The organism is Marinobacterium sp. xm-m-383, from assembly GCF_013283255.1.
Lineage (GTDB): Bacteria > Pseudomonadota > Gammaproteobacteria > Pseudomonadales > Balneatricaceae > Marinobacterium_E.
Genome location: NZ_WBYT01000001.1, coordinates 491,050 through 516,301, shown reverse-complemented (window position 1 = coordinate 516,301; position 25,252 = coordinate 491,050). Strand labels below are relative to the sequence as shown.

Sequence of the window (25,252 nt, the reverse complement as noted above, 5' to 3'; positions counted from 1 at the left end):
GAGGAATTAACATGTCTGAAGAGAACAACGATCAGAACGACAGCAAGCTATTTTGTTCATTCTGTGGCAAAAGCCAGGATGAAGTACGCAAGCTGATTGCTGGTCCTTCAGTCTTCATCTGTGATGAGTGTGTCGATCTGTGTAACGACATCATCACCGAGGAGATGGCGGAGATCGAAGAGTCACACTATGACGAAACGCTCCCTACGCCAAGTCAGATTAAAGACAATCTTGATGAGTATGTGATCGGTCAAGAGCGTGCCAAGAAAGTGTTGGCAGTAGCGGTTTATAACCACTACAAACGCCTACGTGCTACGGGTAAAAACAGTGACGTTGAGCTGAGTAAGTCCAATATACTTCTGATCGGCCCAACGGGTAGCGGTAAGACTCTGTTGGCGCAGACGCTAGCGCGTATGTTGAATGTACCCTTCACTATGGCTGACGCGACGACGCTGACTGAAGCGGGTTACGTCGGTGAAGACGTTGAGAACATTGTTCAGAAGTTGCTGCAGAAATGTGACTACGATGTAGAGAAAGCACAACAGGGCATTATCTACATTGATGAGATCGATAAGATCTCGCGTAAATCCGACAACCCATCGATCACGCGTGATGTGTCTGGTGAGGGCGTACAGCAGGCGCTTCTGAAACTGATTGAGGGTACCGTTGCCTCTGTACCGCCACAGGGTGGCCGTAAACACCCTCAGCAGGAGTTTTTGCAGGTAGATACCTCTAACATCCTGTTTATCGTCGGTGGTGCCTTTGCCGGCCTCGAGAAGATCATTGCCGATCGCAGTGAGCGAAGCTCAATCGGCTTCAGTGCTACCGTGCGTAGTAAAGATGACGAGAAGGGTGTCGATCGTATTCACGACGTCGAAGCAGAAGATCTAGTGAAGTTTGGTCTGATTCCAGAGTTCATTGGTCGTCTACCGATGATCGCGACGCTCTCTGAATTGGATCAAGAGGCATTGATTCAGATTTTGACTGAACCTAAAAACAGCCTGACTAAGCAGTACCAAGCACTGTTTGAGATGGAAGGTGCTGATCTAGAGTTCCGTGAAGACGCACTGTTCGCTGTGGCTGAGTTGGCGCTTGAGCGTAAAACCGGTGCGCGTGGTCTGCGTTCAATCCTAGAGTCTAAACTGCTTGAAACCATGTACGAACTTCCTTCATTAGAGGGTGTCTCGAAAGTGGTGATCGATCAGGGTGTGATTAAAGATAAGAACGATCCGATCCTGATGTATGAGACACAACAGCTCGATAAAGCGTCACCGGACGCTTGATCTAATCAATAAAAAAGACCGCCTATTGGCGGTCTTTTTTTACTCCGTGTTAGGTGACTGGCTTCAGCCTGTCACCCGCTTTCGATCTAAATTGTAGAGGCGGATCAGGCGGATGACAGGCTAAAGCCAGTCACCAAGTTGTTCCGTTACTCCGCATGATCCCGCGTAAACACCCACTTATCTCCTTCACTCATCGACGCATTAAATGCATAACCCTCTAGATCAAACTGTTTCAGATCCTCTGGATTCTCAATGCGGTTCTTGATGGCGTAGCGGGTCATCAGACCTCGAGCCTTTTTCGCGTAAAAACTGATGATCTTGTATTGACCGTTTTTTAGGTCTTTAAACTCAGGGCTGATAAGGCGAGCATTAAGTGCTTTAGCTTGCACCGACTTGAAGTACTCGTTCGACGCAAGATTCACAACGACCGGTGTTTTATCACTGGCTAACTCGTCATTGAGGCGATCGGTAATTGTTGAACCCCAGTAGCTGTAGAGGTTTTTGCCGGCATCGTTTTGAAGTTTTGTGCCCATCTCTAAGCGGTAGGGCTGCATCAGATCCATCGGTTTTAGGAGACCATAGAGGCCGGACAGAATTCTTAGGTGGTTCTGTGCAAATTGGTAGTCCGCTTCGTCGAACGAATCAGCATCCAAGCCGGTATAGACATCGCCTTTAAAGGCTAACATCGCCTGTTTAGCATTCGTCTCATTATGCTCTTTCACCCAGCTTTGGTAACGCGCTACGTTCAAAGAGGCCAGTTTGTCGCTGAGCTTCATCAGTTCAGCGATATCTTGCGGCGCATATTCACGCAAGTTGTTGATCAGCGTTTCAGCTCGGTCGGTAAACTCCGGCTCACTTTTCAGTTGGGTGCTGGCCGGTGTTTCATAATCGAGAGTCTTAGCAGGTGATATCAGTAGTAGCATGGATACAGTCTTCAGATAATGTACTTGAAATAGAGGGTTTGATAGCTGTTACGCGAAGCGTTTTATCCAGATCAATCTCGCAAGGGTGGCAATTGTAGATCCAAGAACCACCATCCCTGAGGTGAGTAGGGGGTTGCTAAGGCTCAATAACTTGATGGCGGCCCCAGAGAACAGGAAGCCAACAAATAGACAGAGCAGAGCCATCAACAGTGCGTGTACGATAGTCGCTGCTTGGTATCGGTCTAAACGAATGATAAAGACTAGAGCAGGCACTACAAAGCCTAGCAGAGTGATGTAGGACGGAAGTTGGCTATCCATCAAAAGATTCCTTAAATTAACAGTTCCTAAATTAAACCTTCATTAACCGGTAAGTGCAAATGGATTGGGGTGGGCGTTACAGCCACAACTGTGTAGAATCTGCACCTTAATTTTCACACAGACTCTTGAGTGTTCCATGAGCAATACACGCGTTTTAACAGGTATCACAACCACCGGTACTCCGCACATTGGTAACTACCTTGGTGCGATTAAACCTGCGATTGAAGCGACCCTTAATCCAAACACCAATTCGTTCTTCTTTTTGGCGGATTACCATGCACTGATCAAATGTCACGATCCGGAACGCGTGGCGCAATCAACACGCGAAATTGCGGCGACTTGGTTGGCACTTGGGTTGGATACCGACAAAGCGACCTTCTATCGTCAGACCGATATACCAGAAATTCCAGAACTCACTTGGATTCTTACCTGTATGTGCTCTAAGGGTTTGATGAACCGTGCTCACGCTTACAAAGCCTCAGTCGATGCTAACCGTGATGCTGGGTCAGAGGATCTGGACGATGGCATCACCATGGGCCTGTTTAGCTACCCCATTCTAATGGCGGCAGACATTCTGATGTTCAACGCGCATAAGATTCCGGTGGGTAAAGATCAGATTCAACACATCGAAATGGCGCGTGATATCGCTGGTAAGTTCAACCATACCTATGAAGAGTTGTTCGCACTTCCAGAAGCTCAGGTGGATGAGGAGACTCAACTGATCCCCGGTTTGGATGGTCGTAAGATGTCGAAGAGTTACGACAATACGATTCCTCTGTTTGCGCCAACTGATCAGCTACGCAAGCTCATCAATCAGATTAAAACCGACCTGCGTGAGCCCAGTGAGCCAAAGGATGCCGATAACAGCACCATCTTCCAACTCTACAATCTGTTCGCCAATAAGGACGAAAGTGCAACAATGCGATCAGCGTTTGAAAATGGCATCGCTTGGGGTGAAGCAAAGCGAGAGCTGTTTGAGTTTCTGGATGCCAAATTGTCAGCGCCACGTGCACGTTACAATGAACTGATGAACAATCTTGATGCCGTTGAAGCTGAGCTTCACAAAGGGGCTGAAAAGGCACGTGCAGAAGCGGCTCCACTGCTTGAAAAGGTTCGTATCGCGGCCGGTATTCGTCCGTTGACCTATGTAGCACCTAAGGCTGAAAAGCAGAAAGCCAAGCAGAAAGAGCTTACAGCAGAAGAGTTAGCGCGCATTGAAGAGGGGCGCCGTCGTGCCATTCTCCGTGGTGCCCAGCCTCTATTGGATCAGGTAGCCAATGCCGAGGATCCTGCAGCAGAAGCTAAAGCGATTGTTGCAGCGAAAACAGATGAGGTTGCAAGCCTTAAGAAAAAAGCGAAGCAGAAAGCGGAAAACGAGCTCGAAGCACTCAAAGCTGAGTGGGCTGATCTGCTGGCACAATGAAAAAGCTTGATATCTCGCAATGAGCTGAATCTAATAAAGGGATCTACTATTGATCCCTTTTTTATTACCGAAAAAATAGGAGTGAAGATGTCACTGCTGGGTAATTTAGCAGCTTGGTCTGCCTACGCCATATTTAGAAGCCCATTCGCACGTCGCTCTAAATGGATTCACGATAAGACGATGAAGCTCTTCAGGGTAGGGGCCCAACGCGGTAGCGTCAAAGCGCTCTCTACTTATGGGTTTCTTCTGCACTTTCGCGGTGCCGATGCTGCCAGCAAAGAGCAGGGGGCTTTGTATATTCAGGCTGCTGCTGAGCGCGGTGATGGAAAGTCACAATACCAAATGGCTAAGCTCTATGAGTCTGGGTATCCGCCAGTGATTTTCAAATTGGCTGATAAAGCCTATGAACACTACAAAGCTGCGGCGGAACAGGGCCACCCAGTTGCCATTCAGCGAATGGTGGATATCTACACCAAGGGCGAGCTGGGTAGGGAGATTGATTTAGAGAGAGCTCAGCAGTGGGAAGCGAAGCTTGGGCAAAATGCCGGGGTTTGACAGCAGTGACTGGCTTTCAGCCTGTCAGCTGCTTTCGAATTACATTGTAGATTCTGGAAGATGCTGATAAAGCGGATGACAGGCTGAAAGCCAGTCACCGGCACTCTGTAGGAGCGAATTTGAACGAAGTGAAAAACCGCGAATGGACGAACCCGCCAAATTAATTGTTCACGGTTTGCCTTCGGCAATTCGTTCCTACAGGATCGCGTTACTCCGCCGACGTATCCAACGCGGGGAAGGACTTAACCAACTCATCCACCGCTTTCATCTGTGCTAGGTAAGGCTCTAGCTTGGATAGCGGCAGGGCGCATGGGCCGTCGCACTTCGCAACATTTGGATTAGGGTGTGCTTCCAAGAATAGGCCGGCAATACCCTGTGAAAGACCCGCGCGTGACAGCTGTGCTACCAGTGCACGACGTCCATCGGCTGAATCCGAACGACCACCTGGCATCTGCAGTGCATGGGTAGCATCGAAGATAACTGGGTAACCAAACTCTTTCATGATGCTAAAGCCAAGCATATCGACCACTAGGTTGTTGTAACCAAAGGCGCTGCCGCGCTCACACAGAATCAGTTGGTCGTTACCGGCCTCTTCACACTTGGTTAAGATGTGCTTCATCTCATGAGGAGCTAAAAACTGTGCTTTCTTGATGTTAATCACCGCACCGGTTTTCGCCATAGCGACCACAAGATCAGTCTGGCGAGAGAGGAATGCAGGTAGCTGAATCACATCACAAACTTCAGCGGCAGGCTGACACTGGAAGGGTTCGTGCACGTCGGTAATAACAGGTACCTTAAAGGTCGATTTAACCTCTTGAAGGATCTTCAAACCCTCATCCAAGCCAGGGCCACGGAAAGAGTTGATAGAGGAACGGTTTGCCTTATCAAAGCTCGCTTTGAAAACATAAGGAATGTTCAGCTTGTTCGTCACTTCAACGTACTGCTCAGCAATGGTCATTGCTAAATCACGCGATTCCAATACGTTCATACCACCAAAAAGCACCATCGGCTTATCGTTATTCACATCGATTTGACCGACTTTGATACTGCGCTGTTCCATTGTTGTTCCTTATAAAAATGATTCCGCGATTATAAAGTAACTAGCCGGTATATTGTAGAAGGTAACTACTTTAGCAACGGTGACTGGCTTTCAGCCTGTCATCCGCTTTCGAATTACATTCAATCTTCTGGAAAACGCTGATAAAGCAGATGACAGGCTAAAGCCAGTCACTGGTGAATCCGGTAATTGCTTTAAATCGAGCCGCCGATAAACTCAACGATGATCGATTTTGCTAAAAAGGCAGCAAGGCCTAGGCCGAGTGCAAAGAAAAGAATAAAAGTACCGAATTTGCCGGCGTTCGATTTTTTAGCAAGATCGTAGATGATAAAGAAGATGAAGAGAGCGAAGACGGTGACACCGACGTTAAACATGATCGCTTCCATTTCGGCTAAACGCATAGTTCTCTCCTCTCAATTTGAGCGCGCATCATAGCAAATAGAGAAGAATTAACACCCTGTAAAAGGTAGGGTTTTTTACAGCTGGTTCGCTTTACGATAGCGCCCCTGGTAGTCAAAGATGCGCTCGGTCACTTGCCAATACTTACCCGATTTTCTGGAGACGACAAAGTCCGGTACGGGTAAAGGGCTGCTCAGCTCAAGTACTGATTCCACGCTATTGAAAAGAGTGGGTGATTGACCACTATTCACCCGTGATCCAAAGAGTTGATTAAACAGCACCCTTTGTTTGGGGTTGGTGAGGTTGAACTTCTCCGATAGGGTGTTTGCATCTTCATCATAGTAGGTCACTCGTATCGCCATATCCTCTTGATTGACTCTAAGTCCCGCACAGCGAATCACTTTGCAGCTGTTCAGTGATAGAGCTTTTTTGATCAGATCATCAGGGTCGATCAGAGCCTCATGACACCCTTGGCAGTTTCGTGCCGCGATATCATTTTCAGCGCCGCAATGAGGGCAGCTTTTGAACTTAAAGCGAAACTGACACTGCTCCCCGTCATCAGAGAGACCTTGGCAGCGGCGTCCATAGTGCTCAATGACGGCTCCATCTTGATCGGTTCTTCCCCAAAAGAGGTTAGCAAAGTCGCAGATAGGGCAGAACACCTGTACCGGCTCGGTATCAGGTGCTGGCTTGGGTACGCCGACTTCAGGGTCGAATAGATCGATTCCGTTGTTGGCGTAGTCGATGACTAAACACTCTTTTTTACCTTCACTCAGTCGTAAGCCGCGACCGACCATCTGTTGGAACAGACTGACTGATTGAGTGGGGCGAAGAATCGCAATTAGATCGACATGTGGTGCATCAAAACCGGTGGTCAGTACCGCAACGTTAACGAGGTATTTAAACTGCCGCTGTTTAAAGCGGTTGATGATCTCTGTACGTTGCTTAGCATCGGTATCGGCTATCACCAGCTCCGCTTCCCCTTTAGGGAGGTAGTCCAATATCTCTTTTGCGTGCTTAACACTGGCCGCAAACAACATGACGCCTTGCCGATCGTTAGCAAGTTCCACGACCTGCTCACAAATGGCTTCAGTGACTCTGGGGTATTTAGCCAGCAGTTCATTGACCTCCCGCTCTGCAAACAGTCCGTTAGGTGAGGGTGTCAGTGCTGAGAAGTCGTAGTGTGCGGTCGCTGCATTGATCAGCTTAGGCTCCGTTAAGAACCCCTGTTTGATCAGGTTGCGCATCGGCAGATCATAGATGCAGTGTTGGAAAATGGTGCTCTCTGATTGGCGGAAAAAACCACGGTAATCCCGATGGTATATCCAGCCATGGCCTAAACGATAGGGGGTGGCAGTGAGTCCTAATACCTTTAGCGATGGATTACTCTTCTTAATCTGGCTGATCAGTTGTTGATAGAGCGATTCGTCGTTATCAGAGACACGGTGGCACTCATCAATAATGATCAATGAGTACTGATGATCAAACTGATCGAGATTTCTGGCGATTGATTGGATCGAGGCAAACACCACTTGATGTTCAGTGTCACGCTGCTTTAGTCCCGCCGAGTAGATACCCGGTGTCAGCCCTAATGCCGCATATTTGGAAGCATTCTGTTCGACCAGTTCTTGAACGTGAGTGACCACCAATATTTTACGCTTTGCTAGGCGGGCTAGCTCGGCAATGATTAGGCTTTTACCGGCTCCGGTAGGGAGCACCAGTACGGCGCTCTCGGAGGTTTGGCGGAAGTGCGTCAGCGTCGCATCAACCGCCTGTTGTTGATAGGGGCGAAGAGTAAAGCGCTGTGTCACTCCCACTCCATCGCTTCAAAGATGCGCCCCGCGTTTTTGCCCGCTAGCTCATCGGCTGTCTCTAGATGAAGGTAGGGTGTTTGGTCAATTTTGTAGGCGTCATCGAGTGTGCCGCCCTCATCAATCAACTCTCCGATCTTACCCCGAACGTACTCAAGGTAACCGCGAGTATATCGATCGACCTCGGCAAAGTTAGTGGGCTCTCCGTGACCCGGAACAATGATCATATCCTGTGCTATCGGTGTAAACTCATTCACCCAAGTCTCTATCCATTCAGCCGTATTGGTCTCTGGAAAGACGGGCAGCATGCGTTGGTGAAACGCGATATCGCCGGCAATCATGACGTTGCGCTCAGGAATCACAACACTGATGTCCCCTTTTGAGTGGGCTGGGCCAAGGTGCATAAGTTCGGCCGTGATGCCCCCAAGATCTAGCGTCATGCTCTCTTCAAAGGTTTGATCGATCTCGGTCAATTCGGTGCCATTGATGCGCTCTTTAAGTGTCTCTTTGAGCATCTCTAGACCGCGAAATCCCTGTTCTTGAATCTCCTCTTCGGCATCGACGTGGGCAATAATGGTTGCCCCTTGCTCTTTCCAGTAGTTATTTCCTAGAGCGGCATGGGATTGGCCATTTTCATCAACGACGTATTTAACCGGTTTGTCGGTCAGTTGTTTGATCTCATCATGTAGGGCTTTGGCTAATAGGTAAGTACTTGAACCATTCACCACCAGGACTGACTCATCGCCAATCACGAAGCTAAGGTTATTGTTGTGGCCGGCATTCTCATAGGTGTAAAACTTCAACTGCCCGATGGCCGAGTAGACATCATCGGCGACTTTGACGGGTTTATCGTAGAGTAGGGACTCTTTGTACTTATCATCGGGCGTCACAGCAAAGGCTGAGGTCGACACTAGGCTTGTGAGAATTGACACACTTAAAGAGAGGGCTTTTAACGGCATAGCACACACCTTGTTCTGTTTTTATAGACCAGAAATATAACACGCTTTTATCGAACGGGTAGTGCCGATTCACTCTTAACATTGCGCATGACAAAACTCGAATGCACGCCGGTCACGCCCTCTATGCGGGTGATCTTTTCGAGCAATAAGCGTTGAAAATCTTCCATGTCATGCACCACCACTTTGAGTTGGTAGTCAGCATCCTGACCGGTAATCAGCAAGCACTCTAATACCTCTGGTAGATCATTAATGACCTTATCAAAGTTGGCGAAACGCTCTGGGGTGTGGCGATCCATCGAAATCATAATGATTGCGGTAAGCGTTAACCCCAATTTTTTGGCATCCAAGTTGGCGCGATAGCCGCTAATGATGCCGCTCTCTTCAAGGGCTCTGACACGGCGTAAGCAGGGGGAGGGTGAGAGACCGACCTTATCCGCTAACTCTTGGTTTGAGATGCGTCCATCTAGCTGAAGCTGCTGAAGAATAGCCTTATCGTAACGATCCATTTCTACAATCCGCAAAAAATTAGAATAAAATTGCTTAATTAATTAATTTATAGCAATTAATGATAATAAATTCATCTATTTCTTAGTTAATTCGCAATCATTCACCTCCGTAACCCCAGTAAACTGTGCAGCAATGAATTAACTCGAAGCCACTGTTGAGGATTGTATGTCTAACTTCGATTACCGCCGCTATCAGCCAGCTCCACAGATTCAAATTGAGAATCGTACTTGGCCTAACAACACAATCACCCACGCGCCGATTTGGGCGTCGGTGGATCTGCGTGACGGTAATCAGGCGCTACTTGAACCGATGACCGTAGAACAGAAGCAGCGTCTATGGCGTCTGTTGGTGAAGATTGGTCTAAAAGAGATTGAGGTGGGCTTCCCGTCAGCGAGTCAGCCGGACTACGATTTTGTTCGCTGGTTGATCGACAACGGTGAGATTCCTGATGACGTGACGATTCAGGTACTGGTTCAGGCCCGTAAAGAGCTGATCGACCGTACCTATGAAGCGCTTCGTGGTGTTAAAAGTGCGGTGGTTCACGTCTACAATTCAACCAGTACGATTCAGCGTGAGCGCGTATTCAATCAGGATCGCGAGGGTATCAAAGCGATTGCGACACAGGGTGCGCGGTGGGTCATGGAGGGTGCCAAAGATTACCCAGAAGTTGATTGGACCTTCCAGTATTCACCAGAGAGTTTTACCGGAACTGAGATCGACTATGCGATCGAGGTCTGTGATGCGGTAATGGATGTTTGGCAGCCAACGGCTGAGAACCGCTGCATTATCAATCTACCGTCAACGGTAGAGGAGTCGACGCCCAACATTTTTGCCGATCAGATTGAGTACTTCTGTACCCATATGAAGAATCGTGCTGGCGCGATTATCTCAGTTCACACTCATAATGACCGAGGATGTGCTGTGGCGGCTGCTGAGCTGGCAGTTTTGGCCGGTGCTGATCGTGTGGAAGGGACGTTGCTAGGCAATGGCGAGCGTACCGGTAACATGGATTTGGTCACAATGGCGATGAACTTATACAGCCAAGGCGTTGATCCTAAAATGGATCTGTCTAATCCGGATGAGATTATTACCACCTTTACTGAGTGTACGCGCTTGCCGGTTAGTCCCCGTCATCCTTGGATTGGAGAGTTGGTCTACACGGCCTTTTCGGGTAGCCATCAGGACGCTATACAGAAATGTTTGCACCGACAGGGTGAGGATGAGCACTGGCAGGTGGCTTACTTGCCAATCGACCCAAAGGATATTGGCCGTGATTACCAAGCGGTTATTCGCGTTAACAGTCAATCAGGCAAGGGCGGTATGTCCTTTGTACTTGAACGTGATTATGGCATTACTCTGCCGCGCTGGATGCAGACTGAATTGGCTCCGCTGGTTCAAAAAGCTTCAGAAGAGAGTGCTTCGGAAATGGGCAGTGATGCGATTTTTGAGATCCTTAAAGCGAACTTTATTAAATCGGCTGAGCCAGTAGCGTTGCAAGGCTTCTCCATTGATCGTCAGCAAAACGAGCAGTTCAAAGCGACAGTATCGATCAACGGCCAAGATCGTGAACTGATCGGTCAGGGGGAAGGGGTAATCTCCTCTTTCCTTGATGGTTGGGCCTCGTTGACTGGGCAGGCAGTCAACGTCATCGACTACTCTGAACATGCGGTCGGTAGTGGCACCGATGCATTGGCAGCAGCTTACTTCTTAATCAATGTTGATGGTCAGCGTGTCGTCGGTATGGCCTTTGATACAGACAGTTTAGGGGCTTCTCTAAAGGCACTGATCTCGGCCATCAACCGATCAGAGGTCGCTGTACAACTAGCGGCTTAGTGACGCTAACAACTGATTTAATCCGTTAATTGATAAGGCCGGTTCGCATTGTGAAATGTGTACTGGCCTTTTTATTTTCAATCAATCTATCAAAAAGTGTCATGAAATAGGCTGAAGGAGTAGAATATTGGCCTTAATTGAAACTTTCTAATTGTTAGTTGGAACCCTTCATGCCTCACTCTCACAGTACGCTTCAAGAACTTCGCGATTCTGATCAATTCATTCAGCGCCACCTCGGCTCAAATGATGCTGAGCAATTACAGATGTGCAGCACCCTGGATGTCTCTGATCGAGCTGATTTGATTCAGAAAACCGTCCCTGAATCGATCCTACTGAGTGATGCGCTCTCGATTGGTAATCCGGTGACAGAGGTTGAAGCCCTGTCGGAACTTAAGCAGATCGCGGCTAAGAACCAACTGAACAAAAACTTTATCGGTATGGGCTACTACGGCACCTTGGTACCGGGTGTTATTCAGCGTAACGTGCTGGAGAATCCCGCTTGGTACACCGCCTACACCCCTTACCAGCCTGAGATCTCACAAGGCCGTCTTGAGTCACTGCTCAACTTCCAGCAGATGGTCATGGATCTGACTGGCATGGACTTGGCAAACGCGTCGTTGCTTGATGAAGCGACCGCTGCAGCTGAGGCAATGACTCTGCTTAAGCGATCTAATCGTAAGAAATCAGACACCTTCTTTGTCGATTCTCAGGTACACCCACAGACCTTGGATGTTATTCAAACACGTGCCGAGTACTTTGGTATTGAGGTCGTTGTTGATGATGCCACAAACCTCTCTTCACACGACTGTTTCGGCTGTCTGGTTCAATACCCAGGCAGTGAGGGGGAGATTATCGATCTTGCCAGCGTCGTTGAAGATGCTAAGGCACAAGGTGCACTGGTTGCAGTGGCAACCGATCTTTTAGCATTAATGTTGCTTAAATCACCGGGCTCTCTCGGTGCAGATGTTGCACTCGGTTCAGCACAACGTTTTGGTGTACCGATGGGCTTTGGTGGTCCACATGCTGCATTTTTCGCGACCAGCGAAAAGCTTAAGCGCTCGGTTCCTGGTCGTATTATTGGGGTATCGATCGATTCTCGCGGTAACCAAGCCTACCGCATGGCGATGCAGACACGTGAACAGCACATTCGTCGCGAGAAGGCGACCTCTAACATCTGTACAGCGCAGGCACTGCTTGCCAATATGGCTGCGTTTTATGCGATCTACCATGGCCCAGTCGGTCTGAAAAAGATTGCCACTCGCGTTCACCGCCTTGCTCAGCTTGCAGCGAAACAGCTTAACTCTGCTGGCTTAACGACCAATACCCACTTCTTTGATACCTTGAGTTTTGATGCTGACGCGTCGGTCTATCAGCGCGCGCTGGATGCCAATATCAATCCTCGTAAACTGTCTGATACTCGCTTTGGTATCAGTTTCGATGAGACGCACAGCGTTGAAGATGTTGCCGAACTGATCAGTGTCATTACTGGTAGGGTCATCTCAGTTGAAGAGTTAGACGATGTTGAGGAGTCCTTCTCATTACCGACTGATTTGGTTCGTGAAGACGAGGTTCTTACACATCCTGTATTCAATCGATACCACGCTGAGCACGATATCCTTCGTTACATGAAGCGTCTAGAGAATAAAGATTACTCTCTGGTTCACGGCATGATTCCGCTAGGTTCATGTACGATGAAGTTGAATGCGACTTCGGAGATGGCGCCGGTCACTTGGCCAGAAATTGGTAATGTTCATCCGTTCGTTCCTGCAGAGCAGGCACAGGGCTACGCTGAAATGCTAGAACAGTTGGATCGTTGGTTGATTGATATCACCGGCTACGATGCGATCTCTATGCAGCCAAACTCAGGGGCTTCGGGTGAGTACGCTGGTCTGTTAGCGATTCGTAAGTACCAAGAGTCTATCGGTGAAGGTCACCGTAATGTCTGTTTGATTCCATCGTCGGCGCACGGTACCAACCCTGCTTCAGCCGCAATGATGGATATGAAAGTGGTTGTGGTTGCCTGCGATGAAGTGGGTAACGTGGATGTGGCTGACTTGAAAGCCAAAGCGGAACAGCACAGCGACAACCTGTCGACACTGATGATTACCTACCCATCGACGCACGGTGTCTTTGAAGAGGCTGTGGGTGAAATCTGTGAACTGATTCACCAGCATGGTGGTCAGGTCTACATGGACGGTGCTAACTTGAATGCGCAGGTAGGCCTGTGTAAGCCAGGTACGATTGGTGCTGACGTATCACACCTTAACCTGCACAAAACCTTTGCTATCCCTCACGGTGGTGGTGGTCCAGGTATGGGGCCTATTGGTGTGAAAGCACACTTAGCGCCATTCCTTGCTAGCCACAGTGTATCGCCCGTGCCAGGTAATGGCAGCAATGGAGCCGTAGCAGCAGCACCTTACGGTTCGGCGTCTATTCTGCCGATTACCTGGATGTACATCCGTATGCTCGGTGATCGCGGTTTGCGCGAATCGACCGAACTGGCGATTCTAAATGCTAACTACATTGCTAAACGTCTTGAGAATCACTATTCGATTCTCTACCGCGGCACGAATGGTTTTGTCGCACACGAATGTATTATCGATATCCGCCCTCTGAAAGAGGTCTCTGACATTACTGAAGAGGACATTGCTAAGCGTTTGATGGACTATGGCTTCCACGCGCCGACCATGTCCTTCCCTGTGCCGGGCACGCTAATGGTGGAACCAACTGAATCAGAATCTATTCAGGAACTTGATCGTTTCATTGAAGCGATGATTAAGATTCGTTAAGAGATTGCGGCGGTTGAGCGAGGTGAAGTCGCTGCGGAAGATTCTGTTCTTAGACATGCACCGCACACCCTGGAAGATCTGGTGGATGCAGAGTGGACCCGCAGCTACTCAAAAGAGCAGGCTGTGTTCCCAGTCAGTGCGGTTCGCCAAGCGAAGTTCTGGCCAACGGTTAACCGTATCGACAACGTCTACGGCGATCGAAACTTCGTCTGCACCTGTCCACCGGTGAGTGACTACGCAGAGTAGGTTATTTTGTATTAACAAAAAGGGGTCAGACCAAAGGTCAGACCCCTTTTTTTTTGGAGCGTTGGAGCGGTTTGAATGTTGGAGCGGTCTTGAAAAGGCCGCGATTATAAATCGCCTCATCTACGATAAGGCTCCAACAAGATCACTCCACAAACAAAAAATTTCGAATCAGCTCTTTACCGCCTTCGGTCGCAAAGGACTCTGGGTGGAATTGAATGCCGTGTATTGGATACTCTTTGTGCTTAACACCCATAATCTCAAAGGCACCGCCTTGGCGGATTCGATCGATGTTGGTCAGGTCGTTCTGCTGTAGCTCACCGACAGCTGCAGTGACCTCTAAACAGTCTGGAATCGATTCCGACTCTGCAATGAGAGAGTGGTAGCGCATCACCTCAAGTTGATCGGGGATATTTTTGAATACACCCTCGGCGTTGTGGGTGATCGGACTGATCTTGCCGTGCATCGGCAGTGGGGCTTTCACCACCTTTCCACCAAAACAGTGGACTATGCCTTGCATACCTAAACAGACGCCCATTAATGGCGTCTCTTTGCCTAGGCTGGTTATCACATCAGCACAGACGCCAAAATATTTAGGGTCATCCGGTGAGCCAGGGCCGGGCGAGATAATGATTCTATCTGGGTTGGCCTGGCGAACAGCCTCAACATCGACCTCATCGTTGCGTTTTACAATGATCTCAAAATTATCCAAGTTGCCTGCGAGGTGCTCAGCTTCAAGAATCTCGCCAATGAACTGGTAGAGGTTGTAGGTGAAGGAGTCATAGTTATCGATGATGTAAACCTTCATGGTTGTTGAGTCGGTCACGCCTGTTCCTCCACCATAAATTGATCCAGTACTTTTTTAGTACCGGCAAACTTGCGACGAATCTCTTCGTACTCATCTTCCGGATTAGAGTCGTAGACATTACCACCACAGGTCTGCACATACGCCTGTTCACCGTTGGCAAATACCGTGCGAATCGGAATGGCAAAGGTACAATCACCATTGAAGGAGAAGTGACCGACTGCACCTCCATAAGGGCCCCGGCCATCTGCTTCCAACTCATCAATGATCGTCATCGCCTCAATTTTTGGCGCGCCTGTCAGTGTGCCGGCAGGGAAGTTGCTGGCTAAAGCAGAGAACATGTCATGCTCATCAGAGATAATGCCGACAATCTCACTTGAGATGTGTTGGACATGACTGAATCGTTTGATGTCCATAAGGTTGCGCACTTTAACCGTACCAAAGCGTGCCACTCGACCGATGTCGTTTCGATGTAGATCGACGATCATATTGTGCTCGGCAATCTCTTTAGGATCGTTGAGTAGGGCGCGAGCTAACTGCTGATCTTCAACGGCATCGGCGCCACGTTTTGTTGTGCCGGCCAGTGGGAAGGTCTCCATTTCACCCTGACGTAAGCGGAAGAGTAGTTCGGGGCTTGCGCCAATTAGCTTCTGCTCACCAAACTTTACGTAGTACATCTGCGGCGATGGGTTCACTTCGCGCAATTGTTCGTAAATGTTGATGGTGTCACCCTCGAGGCGGAAACGCTTTTTAAAGCCCACTTCCGTCTGGAAAATCTTACCCTCAATGATGTCCTGTTTAACCTTCATAACAGCATCAGCATGATCTTGTTGGGTCATGGTATCGCCGAGGTTGTAGATCTTCAGCGGGCCATTGGCAGGGCAGTCGGAAGCGAGAATCTCATCGACCAACTCAATGCGGCTATCAGTGTAGTAGAAGTAGAAAACTTCACCGGTCATTTTGTCGAGAATTAGACCGTCTTTAAAAACACCAAAACGGAAGATATCGAACATCTCACTGTGTTGTAGGTTCAGTGAGGGTTCAAAGTAGTTCATACAGTCGTAACCGATATAGCCGGTCAAACCACCCGCATATTTTCGCGAGATGATGTTTTGAGGAACGATCTCACGTAGAAGGTAATATGGGTTTTCACTGGCGTAAGACTCGCGGTTGCCCTGGCGATCCTCGATATGAAGATAACCTTCGTCGGCCCACAAAATCTGCTCAGGATCAAAACCGATGATGGAGTGGCGTGAGATGTAACTCTCTTCACCCAAAGATTCGAGCATCACGCAGTTATCAAAGCGCTTTTCGATCTTCTTAAACAGTTGGAAAAAATCGATGTCGGCCGCCATTTTGACGTATTGAGGTTTTCGGGGAAGCTCAATTTTGGCCGGTTTACGGTTAATCATTCGTTACCTTCTTTGGCTTTCAATGCGCGCGAACCGCGCGTCACAGTCGCTATACCTACACCTAGCTGTTTCGCAATTTCGCGTTGGGGAACACCATCCTCTAAAAGTCGGAAGATCTGTAATCGTTTACTGATCTCTGTGACTTCACTGGGTGTTAACAGTTCCTGCAGCGCAACGGAAAGTGTCTCTTCGCTTTGACAAGAGAAGAGGTGAGTAATGAGTTGATCAAAATGGCTAGATGTATTCATGTACTAGTACGATAGCACAATGCTTTTCCAGTGAACAGCGCTTTTTAGGATTGTCTGAAGGGCGCTAGGGGATTAAACTGTCGCCTCTTTTTTGAACTACTGGAGTGACTTCCCGATGGGTCGTGCGTATCAAAACCGAAAAGCCTCGATTGCTAAAACTTCTGACCAGAATGCTAAGGTCTACAGTCGTTACAGCCGTGAAATTTACATGAGTGCCAAATCCGGTGGTTCGGATCCCAATGCTAACCTGTCTCTGCGTAGCTTGCTTGATCGTGCTAAAAAAGATCAGGTACCTGCGCACGTTATCGATAAAGCGATCGATAAAGCGCAAGGTGGTGGCGGTGAAGACTTCGCACCTGCTCGATATGAAGGTTACGGCCCAGGCGGCTCAATGGCGATCATTGAGTGTCTAACTGACAACCCGAACCGTACCTTTGGTGATGTTCGTCAAGCCTTTACTAAGACTAAGTGTAAAATCGGTAACCAAGGTGCCGTAGCGCACATGTTTGAACACGCTGCGGTATTTGTATTCAAACACGATGATGAAGACGCTGTGCTTGAAGCGCTGATGGAAGCCGACGTTGATGTAACCGATCTTGAGAACGAAGAGGGGTTGCTAACCGCCTTTGTTGCTCCTACCGACTACTTTAAAGCTAAAACAGCTCTAACTGAGATGGGCATTACGGATCTTGAAGTAGAAGAGATCCAGTGGGTACCTAACAGCTACACAGAGATCAGCGAAGAAGATCAGGTGTTGTTTGATAAGTTCTTAGGCATGCTAGAAGATCTTGATGATGTTCAGCACGTTTACCACAACGTTCAACTGTAAAGAATGACGTTGAATGAAGGCTCCATAGGGAGCCTTTTTTGTTGGAAAAAACCTTATTGTTGGAGCGTTGTTGGCACCTACGTTGGCACGATACTTGCTAGATAAACACAAGATTTAAGAAAACTGAGTATCAATATGTTTCGTGCAATCACTCTATTTTTACAGCTAATTTCTCTAATGCTCATTGGAAGTTCAAATGCCACTGCTAATGATGAAATATGGCTGTTTGAAGATACCACAGGGACTAAAACCTACGATGAGGTGATGGCCAATCCACATTGGTTTGAGCAGACCAGCGACACCTCGCGTGGGTTCAGCGACTCGGTATTCTGGATTAAGCTGAGCGTCAACAACTACTCATCCGCTCCAACAACGCAGGTGGTACAGTTCGACTCCCTGCGCCTGCCCCTGGTTGAGGAGTATCTGGTGACTGAGGCTGGCACGCGACTGCGTAGCAACGGTTTTTCGGTGTCTATGGCGTCGCGAGCTTCGACACTTACCAAAACCAGCTTCCCGATAGAGTTAGATGGTCAGTCTTCGGCCGAGCTGCTGTACAGAATTGAGAGTAACTTCAAGGTCGATCTGGGTTACCAGGTGACTGATCTTAATCAGGGTTACTTTTCAGATCACAAAGAGTCAGCCGTTGGGTTGCTTCTCTTCGGTGGCTTGGTTGTACTGGTGCTTTATAACCTCATTCTCGCGGTATCGCATGGAGGATTGCTCTATTTCGCCTATAGCGGTTTTCTGCTCTGTTCTGCGTCCGTGACACTATCGTACTTTCGCCTTTATGAAATCCTGGGTATTAGTGTAAATTCCGTTGCACTAGAGGCCTACTCCGGTGTGGCGCTCTACGCCTTTGCTTATCTGTTTTTATCGCTGTTGTTCAAGGATAACCAGACCAAGACAACGAAGCGATTGCTGATGCTCGGCTACGCAATCCTTGCAGGACATCTGATTTTAGAGCCGGCCGCACTGATAAAGTCTTACGCCGACTGGGCGGGGCCTATTGTCTTCTTTGTATTCACCTACCTTGTCATCAATGCGCTGTTGCAAAGAAATCCGCTGGCAAAATATGTGCTGTTGGGTTGGGGTGTCTACGCAACCTGTTCGCTTTTTTACGTTGCTAACTTAAACGGTTGGGTTGGGAGCGAATTTGAACATATCGTCTCCTACGCAAACCTGTTTGAAGGTGTCGTCCTTAGCGGTGTTCTGGCCTACCGTTTGCGCGGCATGGATCGCACCGAGGCGCTACTCAAGGAAGCCCAGGTTGAACTCCAACGCGAGCGCTTGGCAAGCGAGATCGGCTACGGCTACAAGTGGGAGTTTGATCTGGAGCGACAACTGATTCGACCGGATGAGACCTTTGCCGCTTGGCACGGTAAGGGTTGGCAGGCTGGGGAGTGGTATCCAGCAGAGGAGCTTTTTGCAGCGGTGCCTGAGGAGTGGCACGCCCGGGTTGCCGAGGATATGCAAACGTCTATTGAGTCTGCGATGGCTGACCCAGAGTTTATATTGCAAACACGCCATCCACTCATCCGTGAGGATATCGGCGCCACCATCTGGATTCAGTTATACGGGAAGTTGCTTGAGGTTGATGGCCGTAAGCTGCTCATCGGTACATCATTAGACGTAACTCAATTGGTTGAGAGCAATCAAGCCGTTGTGTCTGAAATTGAGAAGTTTGAAAGTCTGTGTGAGCGGACAACGATGCTCTTCTGGCGCCTCGATCTGGCGACGAAGGTAATAACCTACAACCGGACCTACGCCAAACGCTGGTCTTTGGAGCCGGGTGGAACTATCAAGTTCGGCGACTTTGCTAACTTTATGACTCCGAAATATGTCAAGATCTTCGAGGAGTCGGTCGCTCAGGTTGTTAGAACCCGCGAGCCAGTTGAGCGGGTGGTTCAGGCTCTGACTGGGCCGATTAAAGGGCAGTGGTATCGTATGCAGTTCTGGCCGCTGTTCAGCGAGCAGGGTGAGCTCACCGGGGTCGATTTTTTAAACACCAATATCAATACTATGATGGAGGCCCAGGCCGAGCTGCAGTCAACCCTCGCCAAACAGAAAGAGCTGTTTGCGATTGTTGGGCACGAGCTGCGTACCCCGGTCTCCACCATTAAGATGCTGACTGAAGATGAGCAGATAAACGATCGCGAGCGTACCCAGCAGATCGCTGAGATCTCAGAGAGTCTGCTCAATGTGCTAGAAGATATGCGTGTGGTGATCTCACCGGAACGTGCGCTAGAGTCGAAAGCAGTTGCGGAGAACCCTGCCAAACTGGTGTGTCGGGCACTTAACAGCCTTAAGGGCATCATTACCGAGAGAGGTCTGTCGCTCTCTACTGATGGGGTACAATGTTCAGCTGCAACCTACCTGCTGCATGCGCAGTCACTGCGCCAGATTGTAACGAACCTGGTGAAGAACGCTGCGATTCACTCGGGTGGCAGCCGAATAGATGTGGGCTTTGAGATCTCCTATGCCAATGGGGGCCCTCAAGGCTGTTTGAGGGTGGAGGATGACGGTAAGGGTATTCCTGCGGAGAAAGTCGAGCAGCTGTTTGAGGCGTTCTCTCGTGGTGATACCACCCAAGACGGCTCGGGGCTGGGACTCTACATCATCAAGCAGTTAGCCGAACGCCTTGGTGGCCAGATTCGTTATAGCCAAAGCCCATTGGGCGGCGCTTGCTTCACTCTTAACTTCGCGCTGGGTGATGAAGTTGTGGCTGTTGAACAGATCGCTTCAGAATCGACCCCGGTCAGCCTAGAAGGCATGCGTGTGCTCCTTGCAGAGGATGACAATACCCTGCGTATGCTCACCGAGCGGATGCTGACGAAGAAGGGGGCGATTGTCACTGCTTGTGTTAACGGCAGAGAGGCTTTGGAAGCCTTTGATCCCGAGCAGTTTGATCTGGTGGTTACTGACCTGATGATGCCTGAAATGGATGGCCACGAATTGACTCGCGCAATTCGGGCGACCGGGGCAACGACGCGCATTGTTGCAGTGACTGCGGCGGTGATTGGCGAAGAGACCGAACAGTTTATGCAGGAGGGTGCCGATGCGGTGCTCTCAAAACCACTTAAAGCCGAAGCATTGGTTGAAACACTAATGCAGATGGAAATAGCCACAGAAAGTATGTGCTAGTCCTTATCATGGAGCGATCTTGTAAAGGTCGCGATAGTACTTGCGCTGTTGTTGGAGCGGTCTTATTAAGGCCGCGATGATGCCAATCGCCTCATCTGCGATAAGGCTCTAACAAAAAGCCCCGCGTGTGCGAGGCTTTTGCTTTGGATGGCGGTTGAGGAGGGATTAACTCGCGACATCCCTGTCGCTCGGGCTCTGCCCAGCTTCGCTGTTCAAAAACGCTATCCTGCGTTTTTGTCGAACCCTCTGGTCGGGTTCTTATCCAAACAACCCAAAGCAAAAAGCCCCGCTTGTGCGAGGCTTTTTGTTTTGGATGGCGGTTGAGGAGGGATTCGAACCCTCGATACGTTGCCGTATACACACTTTCCAGGCGTGCTCCTTCGACCACTCGGACACTCAACCTAAACTTTAATTTGGCACAACACTTTCCAGGCGTGCTCGTTATTCGCGTCTCCTGACGCTCACCCCTTTGGGGTCGGGCTTCGTCCGTTCAAAAACGCTATCCTTGCGTTTTTAGTCGACCACTCGGACAACTGACCTAAACTTTTTATTGGCACATCACTCTTCAGGCGTGCTCTTCAACGCGAGCGCGGATTCTAGCAAAGATGGTTTAAATCACAAGGGTTTATCGCGGCTTGTGCTGTTACTGTGGGTGGTTTCGTTTAGAATACACTCAGATTTAATATTTTCATTAGGAACTGATTGATGTTGATGCCTATCTTGGCTGTGGTTGCGGGTCTTGTGTTATTGGTTTGGAGTGCCGATCGCTTTGTCGATGGGGCGGCTGCTACCGCTAAACATTTGGGTATGCCAACCTTATTGATCGGTATGGTCATTATTGGGTTTGGTACCTCTGCACCTGAGATGGTGGTCTCTGCTTTGGCCGCATCCCAAGGTAACCCTGGCTTAGCAATTGGTAATGGCTTTGGCTCAAACATCACTAATATTGCGTTAATTTTGGGGATCACCGCGCTGTTAAGTCCTATCAGCGTTAAGTCCAAGATTCTGAAGACGGAGCTTCCTCTATTAGCCCTTGCAACCCTGCTTGTGGGAGCGTTGATCTACGATTTAGAGATCACTCGTTTTGATGCTTTTCTGATGCTGTTTGTCTTTGCGCTGATCATGGGCTGGTCGATCTACTCTAGCATGAGAGCCAAAAACGACACACTCTCTGCGGACTTTGAATCTGAGTTTGAAGATGACGACTACCTGCCGTTAAGTCGAGCGCTTTTCTGGTTGGTGTTAGGCCTAGTGATTCTGATCGGTAGCTCACGCCTGTTGGTTTGGGGCGCTGTCGATATTGCGATGGCTTTGGGTGTCAGTGATTTGATCATTGGCTTGACCATTGTCGCGATAGGCACTTCGCTGCCTGAGCTGGCTTCGTCAATCATTGCGGTAAAGAAGAACGAGCATGATTTAGCCTTGGGTAATGTCATTGGATCTAACTTGTTCAATACTCTTGCCGTTGTGGGTATAGCCGGAGCTATTCAGCCTTTGGGTATTGAAGCTGCAGCTCTCTACCGCGATTGGACCATCATGGGCGTGTTAACTCTGTCCCTGTTTGTTCTAGGTTACGGAGTGTTGGGGCGTCGTCGCATTAATCGCGTTGAGGGTGGGTTGTTGGTGGCCGTCTACATTGGGTATGCGGGTTACCTTTTCTTTACCTTGTCGGCGTCTTTTTAACTCTTAATTCGCTTCGCCCTTTGGGCTAGCTCCTACAGTCATCATCGCGGCCTTTGCTAGACCGCTCCAACAATTTTTATCGCGGTCTTAAAAAGGCCGCGATAGCTTTTCAGACAAACTCCAACAACCAATTAGCTGGCACGATACTTGCCTTAAATTTTCTAACGAAAGTTTGTAGAGAGCAGTATGTTTAAGTTTGTGTCCAAGTTAAGTATCAGTGCTAAAACCATTATTGGTGTAGCATTAATCGAGATCTGCGCCTTCTCTTTCTTGATTCTGACAGAGTCAACCATTGTGCATGACACGAATAAAGAGCTTTATGAAGAGTCTGCACGAGGCATCTCAGAGCTCTTTACCTCGTCCATCACCAATGCGGTCATCAGTTTTGATATTGCCGAGGTAGAATCGACCATATCTCAATTCATGCAGCGTGAAACGGTATTGGGCGTTTCGGTTATAGCAGCCAATGATCGAGTCATGGCGAGCCAGACACAGAAGGAGCTTAGTGGGCTTGAATCCATATACGAAGTTCAGATACCTATTATTATCGATCAACAATCCTTTGGCTGGGTCGAATTTACCTATGACATCTCAATCGTTGACGATAACTCCAATTTTGCCAAAGTATTAGGTTTTCAAATCGCGATTGGCGGGCTTCTGTTGGTAGCTTTCTTTTCATACCTGCTTGGTCGATACCTGACTTATCGCATACGCGAGCTCTCTAAAAGTGTCGAATCGATTGCCAAGGGTGACCTAAATACTAAGGTGAAGATTATTGGCGATGATGAGATCTCGCAGTTTGCTAAGCTGCTTGAAGCGATGCGCAAAGAGTTAGTTGAAGCTCATACACTTATGGCTCAAAGCCAGGACAATTTAGCGCAGCAAGTCGAAAGTAAAACCAAAGAACTTCAGCAGGCGCTTGCACTATCGGAAGAGTCCAAACAGCGTGAAGCCGATGTGTTTGCCATTTTAGGTCATGAGATCCGCACGCCCATATCGATCATCATGATGGAGTTAGAGAATAGAGAGTCCATTAATCTCAATCGCATTCGCTCAAATGTTGAACATACTCTATCGCTTATTGATGATATGAGTTTGGTCGCACGAGCCGGTTCTGGTCGTGATATGAACGTCGATTCAGTCAATTTGGGTCAGCTATTCAGTGGTCTTATTACCAGCTATCGACAGCAAGCCTATGCACACGGAATTCGTTTAGTCGATGAGATAGTGCTTAGCGAGGCTCATGTTAAAACATCAGAGAAGGCGCTGCGTCAAATCGTCTCAAATCTAATGCGAAACGCCATCATTCACAGCCAGTGTAAAACCTTGTCTATCTCGGCCGATCTGCAACGCATTAACCCAAGCTCTGCACGTCTTGAAGTCACTATTACCGATGATGGTAAGGGCATTATGCCTGAGCTTCAGGCTCGGGTGTTTGAGAGCTTCACTCGGGGTAATAGCCAGGCTGAGGGGACCGGTATTGTACTCAGTGTCTGTAAGGAGTTGGTGACTAACATGGGCGGTGAGTTGGTGTTAGAGAGCGACGGAAAAACGGGAAGCCGTTTTACCTTTAGACTCTCATTGGCGATTGAAGAGGCTGAGAATTCTTTGCCAACATCTGAATTACCTCAGGTGGAACACTCAGTGTTAGAAGGATTATCCGTTTTGGTCGTTGAGGATAACCTAACAATCCAACTGTTAACCAAAAAGATGCTGGAATCAAAAGGCGCATCGGTTGTGACTGCTTCTAACGGGGATGAGGGGCTGCAAAAAGCTAAATTACAAACCTTTGATCTTATGCTGTCTGACCTGATGATGCCGGTCATGGATGGGGCAGAGATGATTAAAACCCTAAGGTCTATGGATGTTGATACACCCATTATCGGTGTAACAGCGGCAACCATCGGGGGGGAGCGAGATCAGCTATTAAAAGCGGGTGCAGATCTTGTGTTGGCAAAACCGTTAAAAATCGACAGCATTGAGGCGTTTTTGCACTCTCAATCTGTCAAAATCGTTAATAGTTAAGAGGAGTGAGTGATGAATAAGTTATTAAAGCGTTTTGTGTCAGTTGGCGTTTTGGCGACGGCGATTAGTGGTCAAGCTTGGGCAGAGACGTTCACCTTTGGTGTTGTCCCTCAGCAGTCAGCAACCAAGTTAGCTAAAGTCTGGGGGCCTGTTCTTAAGCATTTAGAAGATAAAACGGGCGTGCAGTTTCAGTTTGCCACCGCTACCGACATTCCTACCTTTGAGCAGCGTTTAATGGATGGTGTGTATGACTTTGCTTACATGAACCCCTACCACTTCACCTTCTTTAATGAACACATGGGTTACACTGCGCTTGCGCATCGAGCGGATAAGAAAATTCAGGGTCTTCTTGTAACGCGTAACGACAGCTCCATTACTGAGTTAAGCCAGTTAGAGGGTAAGGAGGTCGCGTTCCCTTCGCCAGCAGCCTTTGCGGCTTCGTTGGTTCCACGTGGGGAGTTGGCAAAAATGGGTATTACTATCACTCCCCGTTATGTCAGTTCGCATGACTCGGTTTATTTGGGTGTGTCCCGTGAGTTTTTCTTGGCTGGAGGCGGAATAGGACGCACGTTTAATAACTCCAAAGATGATATTAAGAGCCAATTAAAAGTGCTTTGGAAAACCGAAGAGTACACCCCCCATGCCTTTGCTAACCACCCAAGAGTTGATGCCGATATAGCCAAGAAAGTTTCAGCGGCATTGGCTGATATGGGTAATTCTGAAGAGGGTAAAGCTGCGTTATCAGGTTTAGGTATTCAATCGCTTAGAGCCGCTAATGACAGTGACTGGGATGATGTACGAGCGCTTAAGCTAACGCTGTTGGATAGTTTGTTGGATTGAGCGATCGCGGCCTTTTCAAGACCGCTCCAACATAAAAAGATCTCGAACCGTTGGAGCGGTCTTAAGAAGGCCGCGAACTTAAGAAAAGATTTCGAACCGTTGGAGCGGTCTTGAAAAGGCCGCGAACTTAAGAAAAGATTTCGAACCGTTGGAGCGGTCTTAAAAAGGC

Annotated in this window: 19 protein-coding genes, 1 tRNA gene and 1 pseudogene; 10 read left to right on the top strand and 11 right to left on the bottom strand. The window is 48.6% G+C overall.

The features are described 5' to 3' along the window. The first annotated feature begins 11 nt into the window (after positions 1 to 11). Positions 12 to 1,283: an ATP-dependent Clp protease ATP-binding subunit ClpX gene (clpX, locus tag XMM383_RS02430; protein ID WP_173489225.1), complete on the top strand. Its 1,272-nt coding sequence runs from the start codon at positions 12 to 14 to the stop codon at positions 1,281 to 1,283. A gap of 146 nt (positions 1,284 to 1,429) precedes the next feature. Here clpX and yaaA read toward each other — a convergent pair whose 3' ends face one another. Then, positions 1,430 to 2,206 (bottom strand): peroxide stress protein YaaA, encoded by a 777-nt coding sequence (gene yaaA / locus XMM383_RS02425; RefSeq protein ID WP_173489226.1) that lies wholly within the window; start codon positions 2,204 to 2,206, stop codon positions 1,430 to 1,432. A 48-nt stretch (positions 2,207 to 2,254) separates the two neighbouring features. Then, a complete protein-coding gene (locus XMM383_RS02420; RefSeq protein WP_173481012.1) occupies positions 2,255 to 2,524 on the bottom strand; it encodes a hypothetical protein in 270 nt (89 codons plus the stop codon). A 136-nt stretch (positions 2,525 to 2,660) separates the two neighbouring features. Between XMM383_RS02420 and XMM383_RS02415 the strand changes: the two genes are divergently transcribed. Beyond that, positions 2,661 to 3,947, top strand: coding sequence for a tryptophan--tRNA ligase (locus XMM383_RS02415; RefSeq protein ID WP_173494463.1), 1,287 nt, complete (start codon positions 2,661 to 2,663; stop codon positions 3,945 to 3,947). Positions 3,948 to 4,034: 87 nt separating this feature from the next. After that, positions 4,035 to 4,502 (top strand): tetratricopeptide repeat protein, encoded by a 468-nt coding sequence (locus XMM383_RS02410; RefSeq protein WP_173489228.1) that lies wholly within the window; start codon positions 4,035 to 4,037, stop codon positions 4,500 to 4,502. Between the two features lie 208 nt (positions 4,503 to 4,710). Here the strand turns inward: XMM383_RS02410 and kdsA are convergent, their stop codons facing one another. From kdsA to XMM383_RS02385, 5 genes are all read right to left on the bottom strand, one after another. Next, positions 4,711 to 5,562, bottom strand: a complete 852-nt coding sequence (gene kdsA, locus XMM383_RS02405) for a 3-deoxy-8-phosphooctulonate synthase (protein WP_173483998.1) — start codon at positions 5,560 to 5,562, stop codon at positions 4,711 to 4,713. Positions 5,563 to 5,753: 191 nt separating this feature from the next. Beyond that, on the bottom strand, positions 5,754 to 5,960 hold the full coding sequence (locus XMM383_RS02400) for a DUF2788 domain-containing protein (protein ID WP_173481007.1): 207 nt from the start codon (positions 5,958 to 5,960) through the stop codon (positions 5,754 to 5,756). Between the two features lie 75 nt (positions 5,961 to 6,035). Further along, on the bottom strand, positions 6,036 to 7,769 hold the full coding sequence (locus XMM383_RS02395) for a DEAD/DEAH box helicase (protein WP_173494462.1): 1,734 nt from the start codon (positions 7,767 to 7,769) through the stop codon (positions 6,036 to 6,038). Continuing rightward, the gene (locus tag XMM383_RS02390) at positions 7,766 to 8,728 is read right to left on the bottom strand and encodes an MBL fold metallo-hydrolase (protein WP_173481005.1); all 963 of its coding nucleotides are present in this window, start codon (positions 8,726 to 8,728) and stop codon (positions 7,766 to 7,768) included. The genes XMM383_RS02395 and XMM383_RS02390 overlap by 4 nt, the downstream gene beginning before the upstream one ends. Positions 8,729 to 8,775: 47 nt before the next feature. Continuing rightward, on the bottom strand, positions 8,776 to 9,234 hold the full coding sequence (locus XMM383_RS02385; RefSeq protein WP_173481004.1) for an Lrp/AsnC family transcriptional regulator: 459 nt from the start codon (positions 9,232 to 9,234) through the stop codon (positions 8,776 to 8,778). Positions 9,235 to 9,400: 166 nt separating this feature from the next. On the opposite strand from XMM383_RS02385, the gene leuA reads away from it, so the two are divergent. Then, complete coding sequence (gene leuA, locus XMM383_RS02380; RefSeq protein ID WP_173481003.1) at positions 9,401 to 11,068, top strand: 2-isopropylmalate synthase; 1,668 nt, start codon at positions 9,401 to 9,403, stop codon at positions 11,066 to 11,068. 170 nt (positions 11,069 to 11,238) lie between these two features. After that, positions 11,239 to 14,103: pseudogene (gene gcvP, locus XMM383_RS02375) on the top strand (aminomethyl-transferring glycine dehydrogenase). Between the two features lie 142 nt (positions 14,104 to 14,245). Here the strand turns inward: gcvP and XMM383_RS02370 are convergent. From XMM383_RS02370 to XMM383_RS02360, 3 genes are read right to left on the bottom strand one after another with little or no spacing between them, the layout of a single operon-like run. Then, positions 14,246 to 14,908 carry an aminodeoxychorismate/anthranilate synthase component II gene (locus tag XMM383_RS02370; RefSeq protein ID WP_173481166.1) on the bottom strand — a complete coding sequence of 221 codons (663 nt, stop codon included), beginning with the start codon at positions 14,906 to 14,908 and terminating at the stop codon, positions 14,246 to 14,248. Positions 14,909 to 14,922: 14 nt separating this feature from the next. Further along, positions 14,923 to 16,317: an anthranilate synthase component I family protein gene (locus XMM383_RS02365; RefSeq protein WP_173483775.1), complete on the bottom strand. Its 1,395-nt coding sequence runs from the start codon at positions 16,315 to 16,317 to the stop codon at positions 14,923 to 14,925. Continuing rightward, a complete protein-coding gene (locus tag XMM383_RS02360; RefSeq protein ID WP_173481000.1) occupies positions 16,314 to 16,565 on the bottom strand; it encodes a Trp family transcriptional regulator in 252 nt (83 codons plus the stop codon). Before XMM383_RS02360 ends, XMM383_RS02365 begins: the two co-directional genes overlap by 4 nt. 115 nt (positions 16,566 to 16,680) lie before the next feature. Here XMM383_RS02360 and XMM383_RS02355 point away from each other — a divergent pair, with 115 nt between their 5' ends. Next, complete coding sequence (locus XMM383_RS02355; RefSeq protein WP_173483994.1) at positions 16,681 to 17,394, top strand: YebC/PmpR family DNA-binding transcriptional regulator; 714 nt, start codon at positions 16,681 to 16,683, stop codon at positions 17,392 to 17,394. Positions 17,395 to 17,529: 135 nt separating this feature from the next. Beyond that, positions 17,530 to 20,535: a response regulator gene (locus XMM383_RS02350; RefSeq protein WP_173494461.1), complete on the top strand. Its 3,006-nt coding sequence runs from the start codon at positions 17,530 to 17,532 to the stop codon at positions 20,533 to 20,535. Between the two features lie 314 nt (positions 20,536 to 20,849). Here the strand turns inward: XMM383_RS02350 and XMM383_RS02345 are convergent. Then, positions 20,850 to 20,937: transfer RNA gene (locus tag XMM383_RS02345), tRNA-Ser, on the bottom strand. Positions 20,938 to 21,240: 303 nt separating this feature from the next. Here XMM383_RS02345 and XMM383_RS02340 point away from each other — a divergent pair. The 3 genes from XMM383_RS02340 to XMM383_RS02330 all read left to right on the top strand — a co-directional run bounded on the left by XMM383_RS02340 (position 21,241) and on the right by XMM383_RS02330 (position 25,083). Continuing rightward, positions 21,241 to 22,218: a calcium/sodium antiporter gene (locus XMM383_RS02340; protein ID WP_173494460.1), complete on the top strand. Its 978-nt coding sequence runs from the start codon at positions 21,241 to 21,243 to the stop codon at positions 22,216 to 22,218. A 186-nt stretch (positions 22,219 to 22,404) separates the two neighbouring features. Continuing rightward, entirely contained in the window at positions 22,405 to 24,243 is a 1,839-nt protein-coding gene (locus XMM383_RS02335; protein WP_173494459.1) for an ATP-binding protein, read from the top strand. Between the two features lie 12 nt (positions 24,244 to 24,255). Further along, positions 24,256 to 25,083: a phosphate/phosphite/phosphonate ABC transporter substrate-binding protein gene (locus tag XMM383_RS02330; protein WP_173494458.1), complete on the top strand. Its 828-nt coding sequence runs from the start codon at positions 24,256 to 24,258 to the stop codon at positions 25,081 to 25,083. Positions 25,084 to 25,252 lie beyond the last annotated feature (169 nt).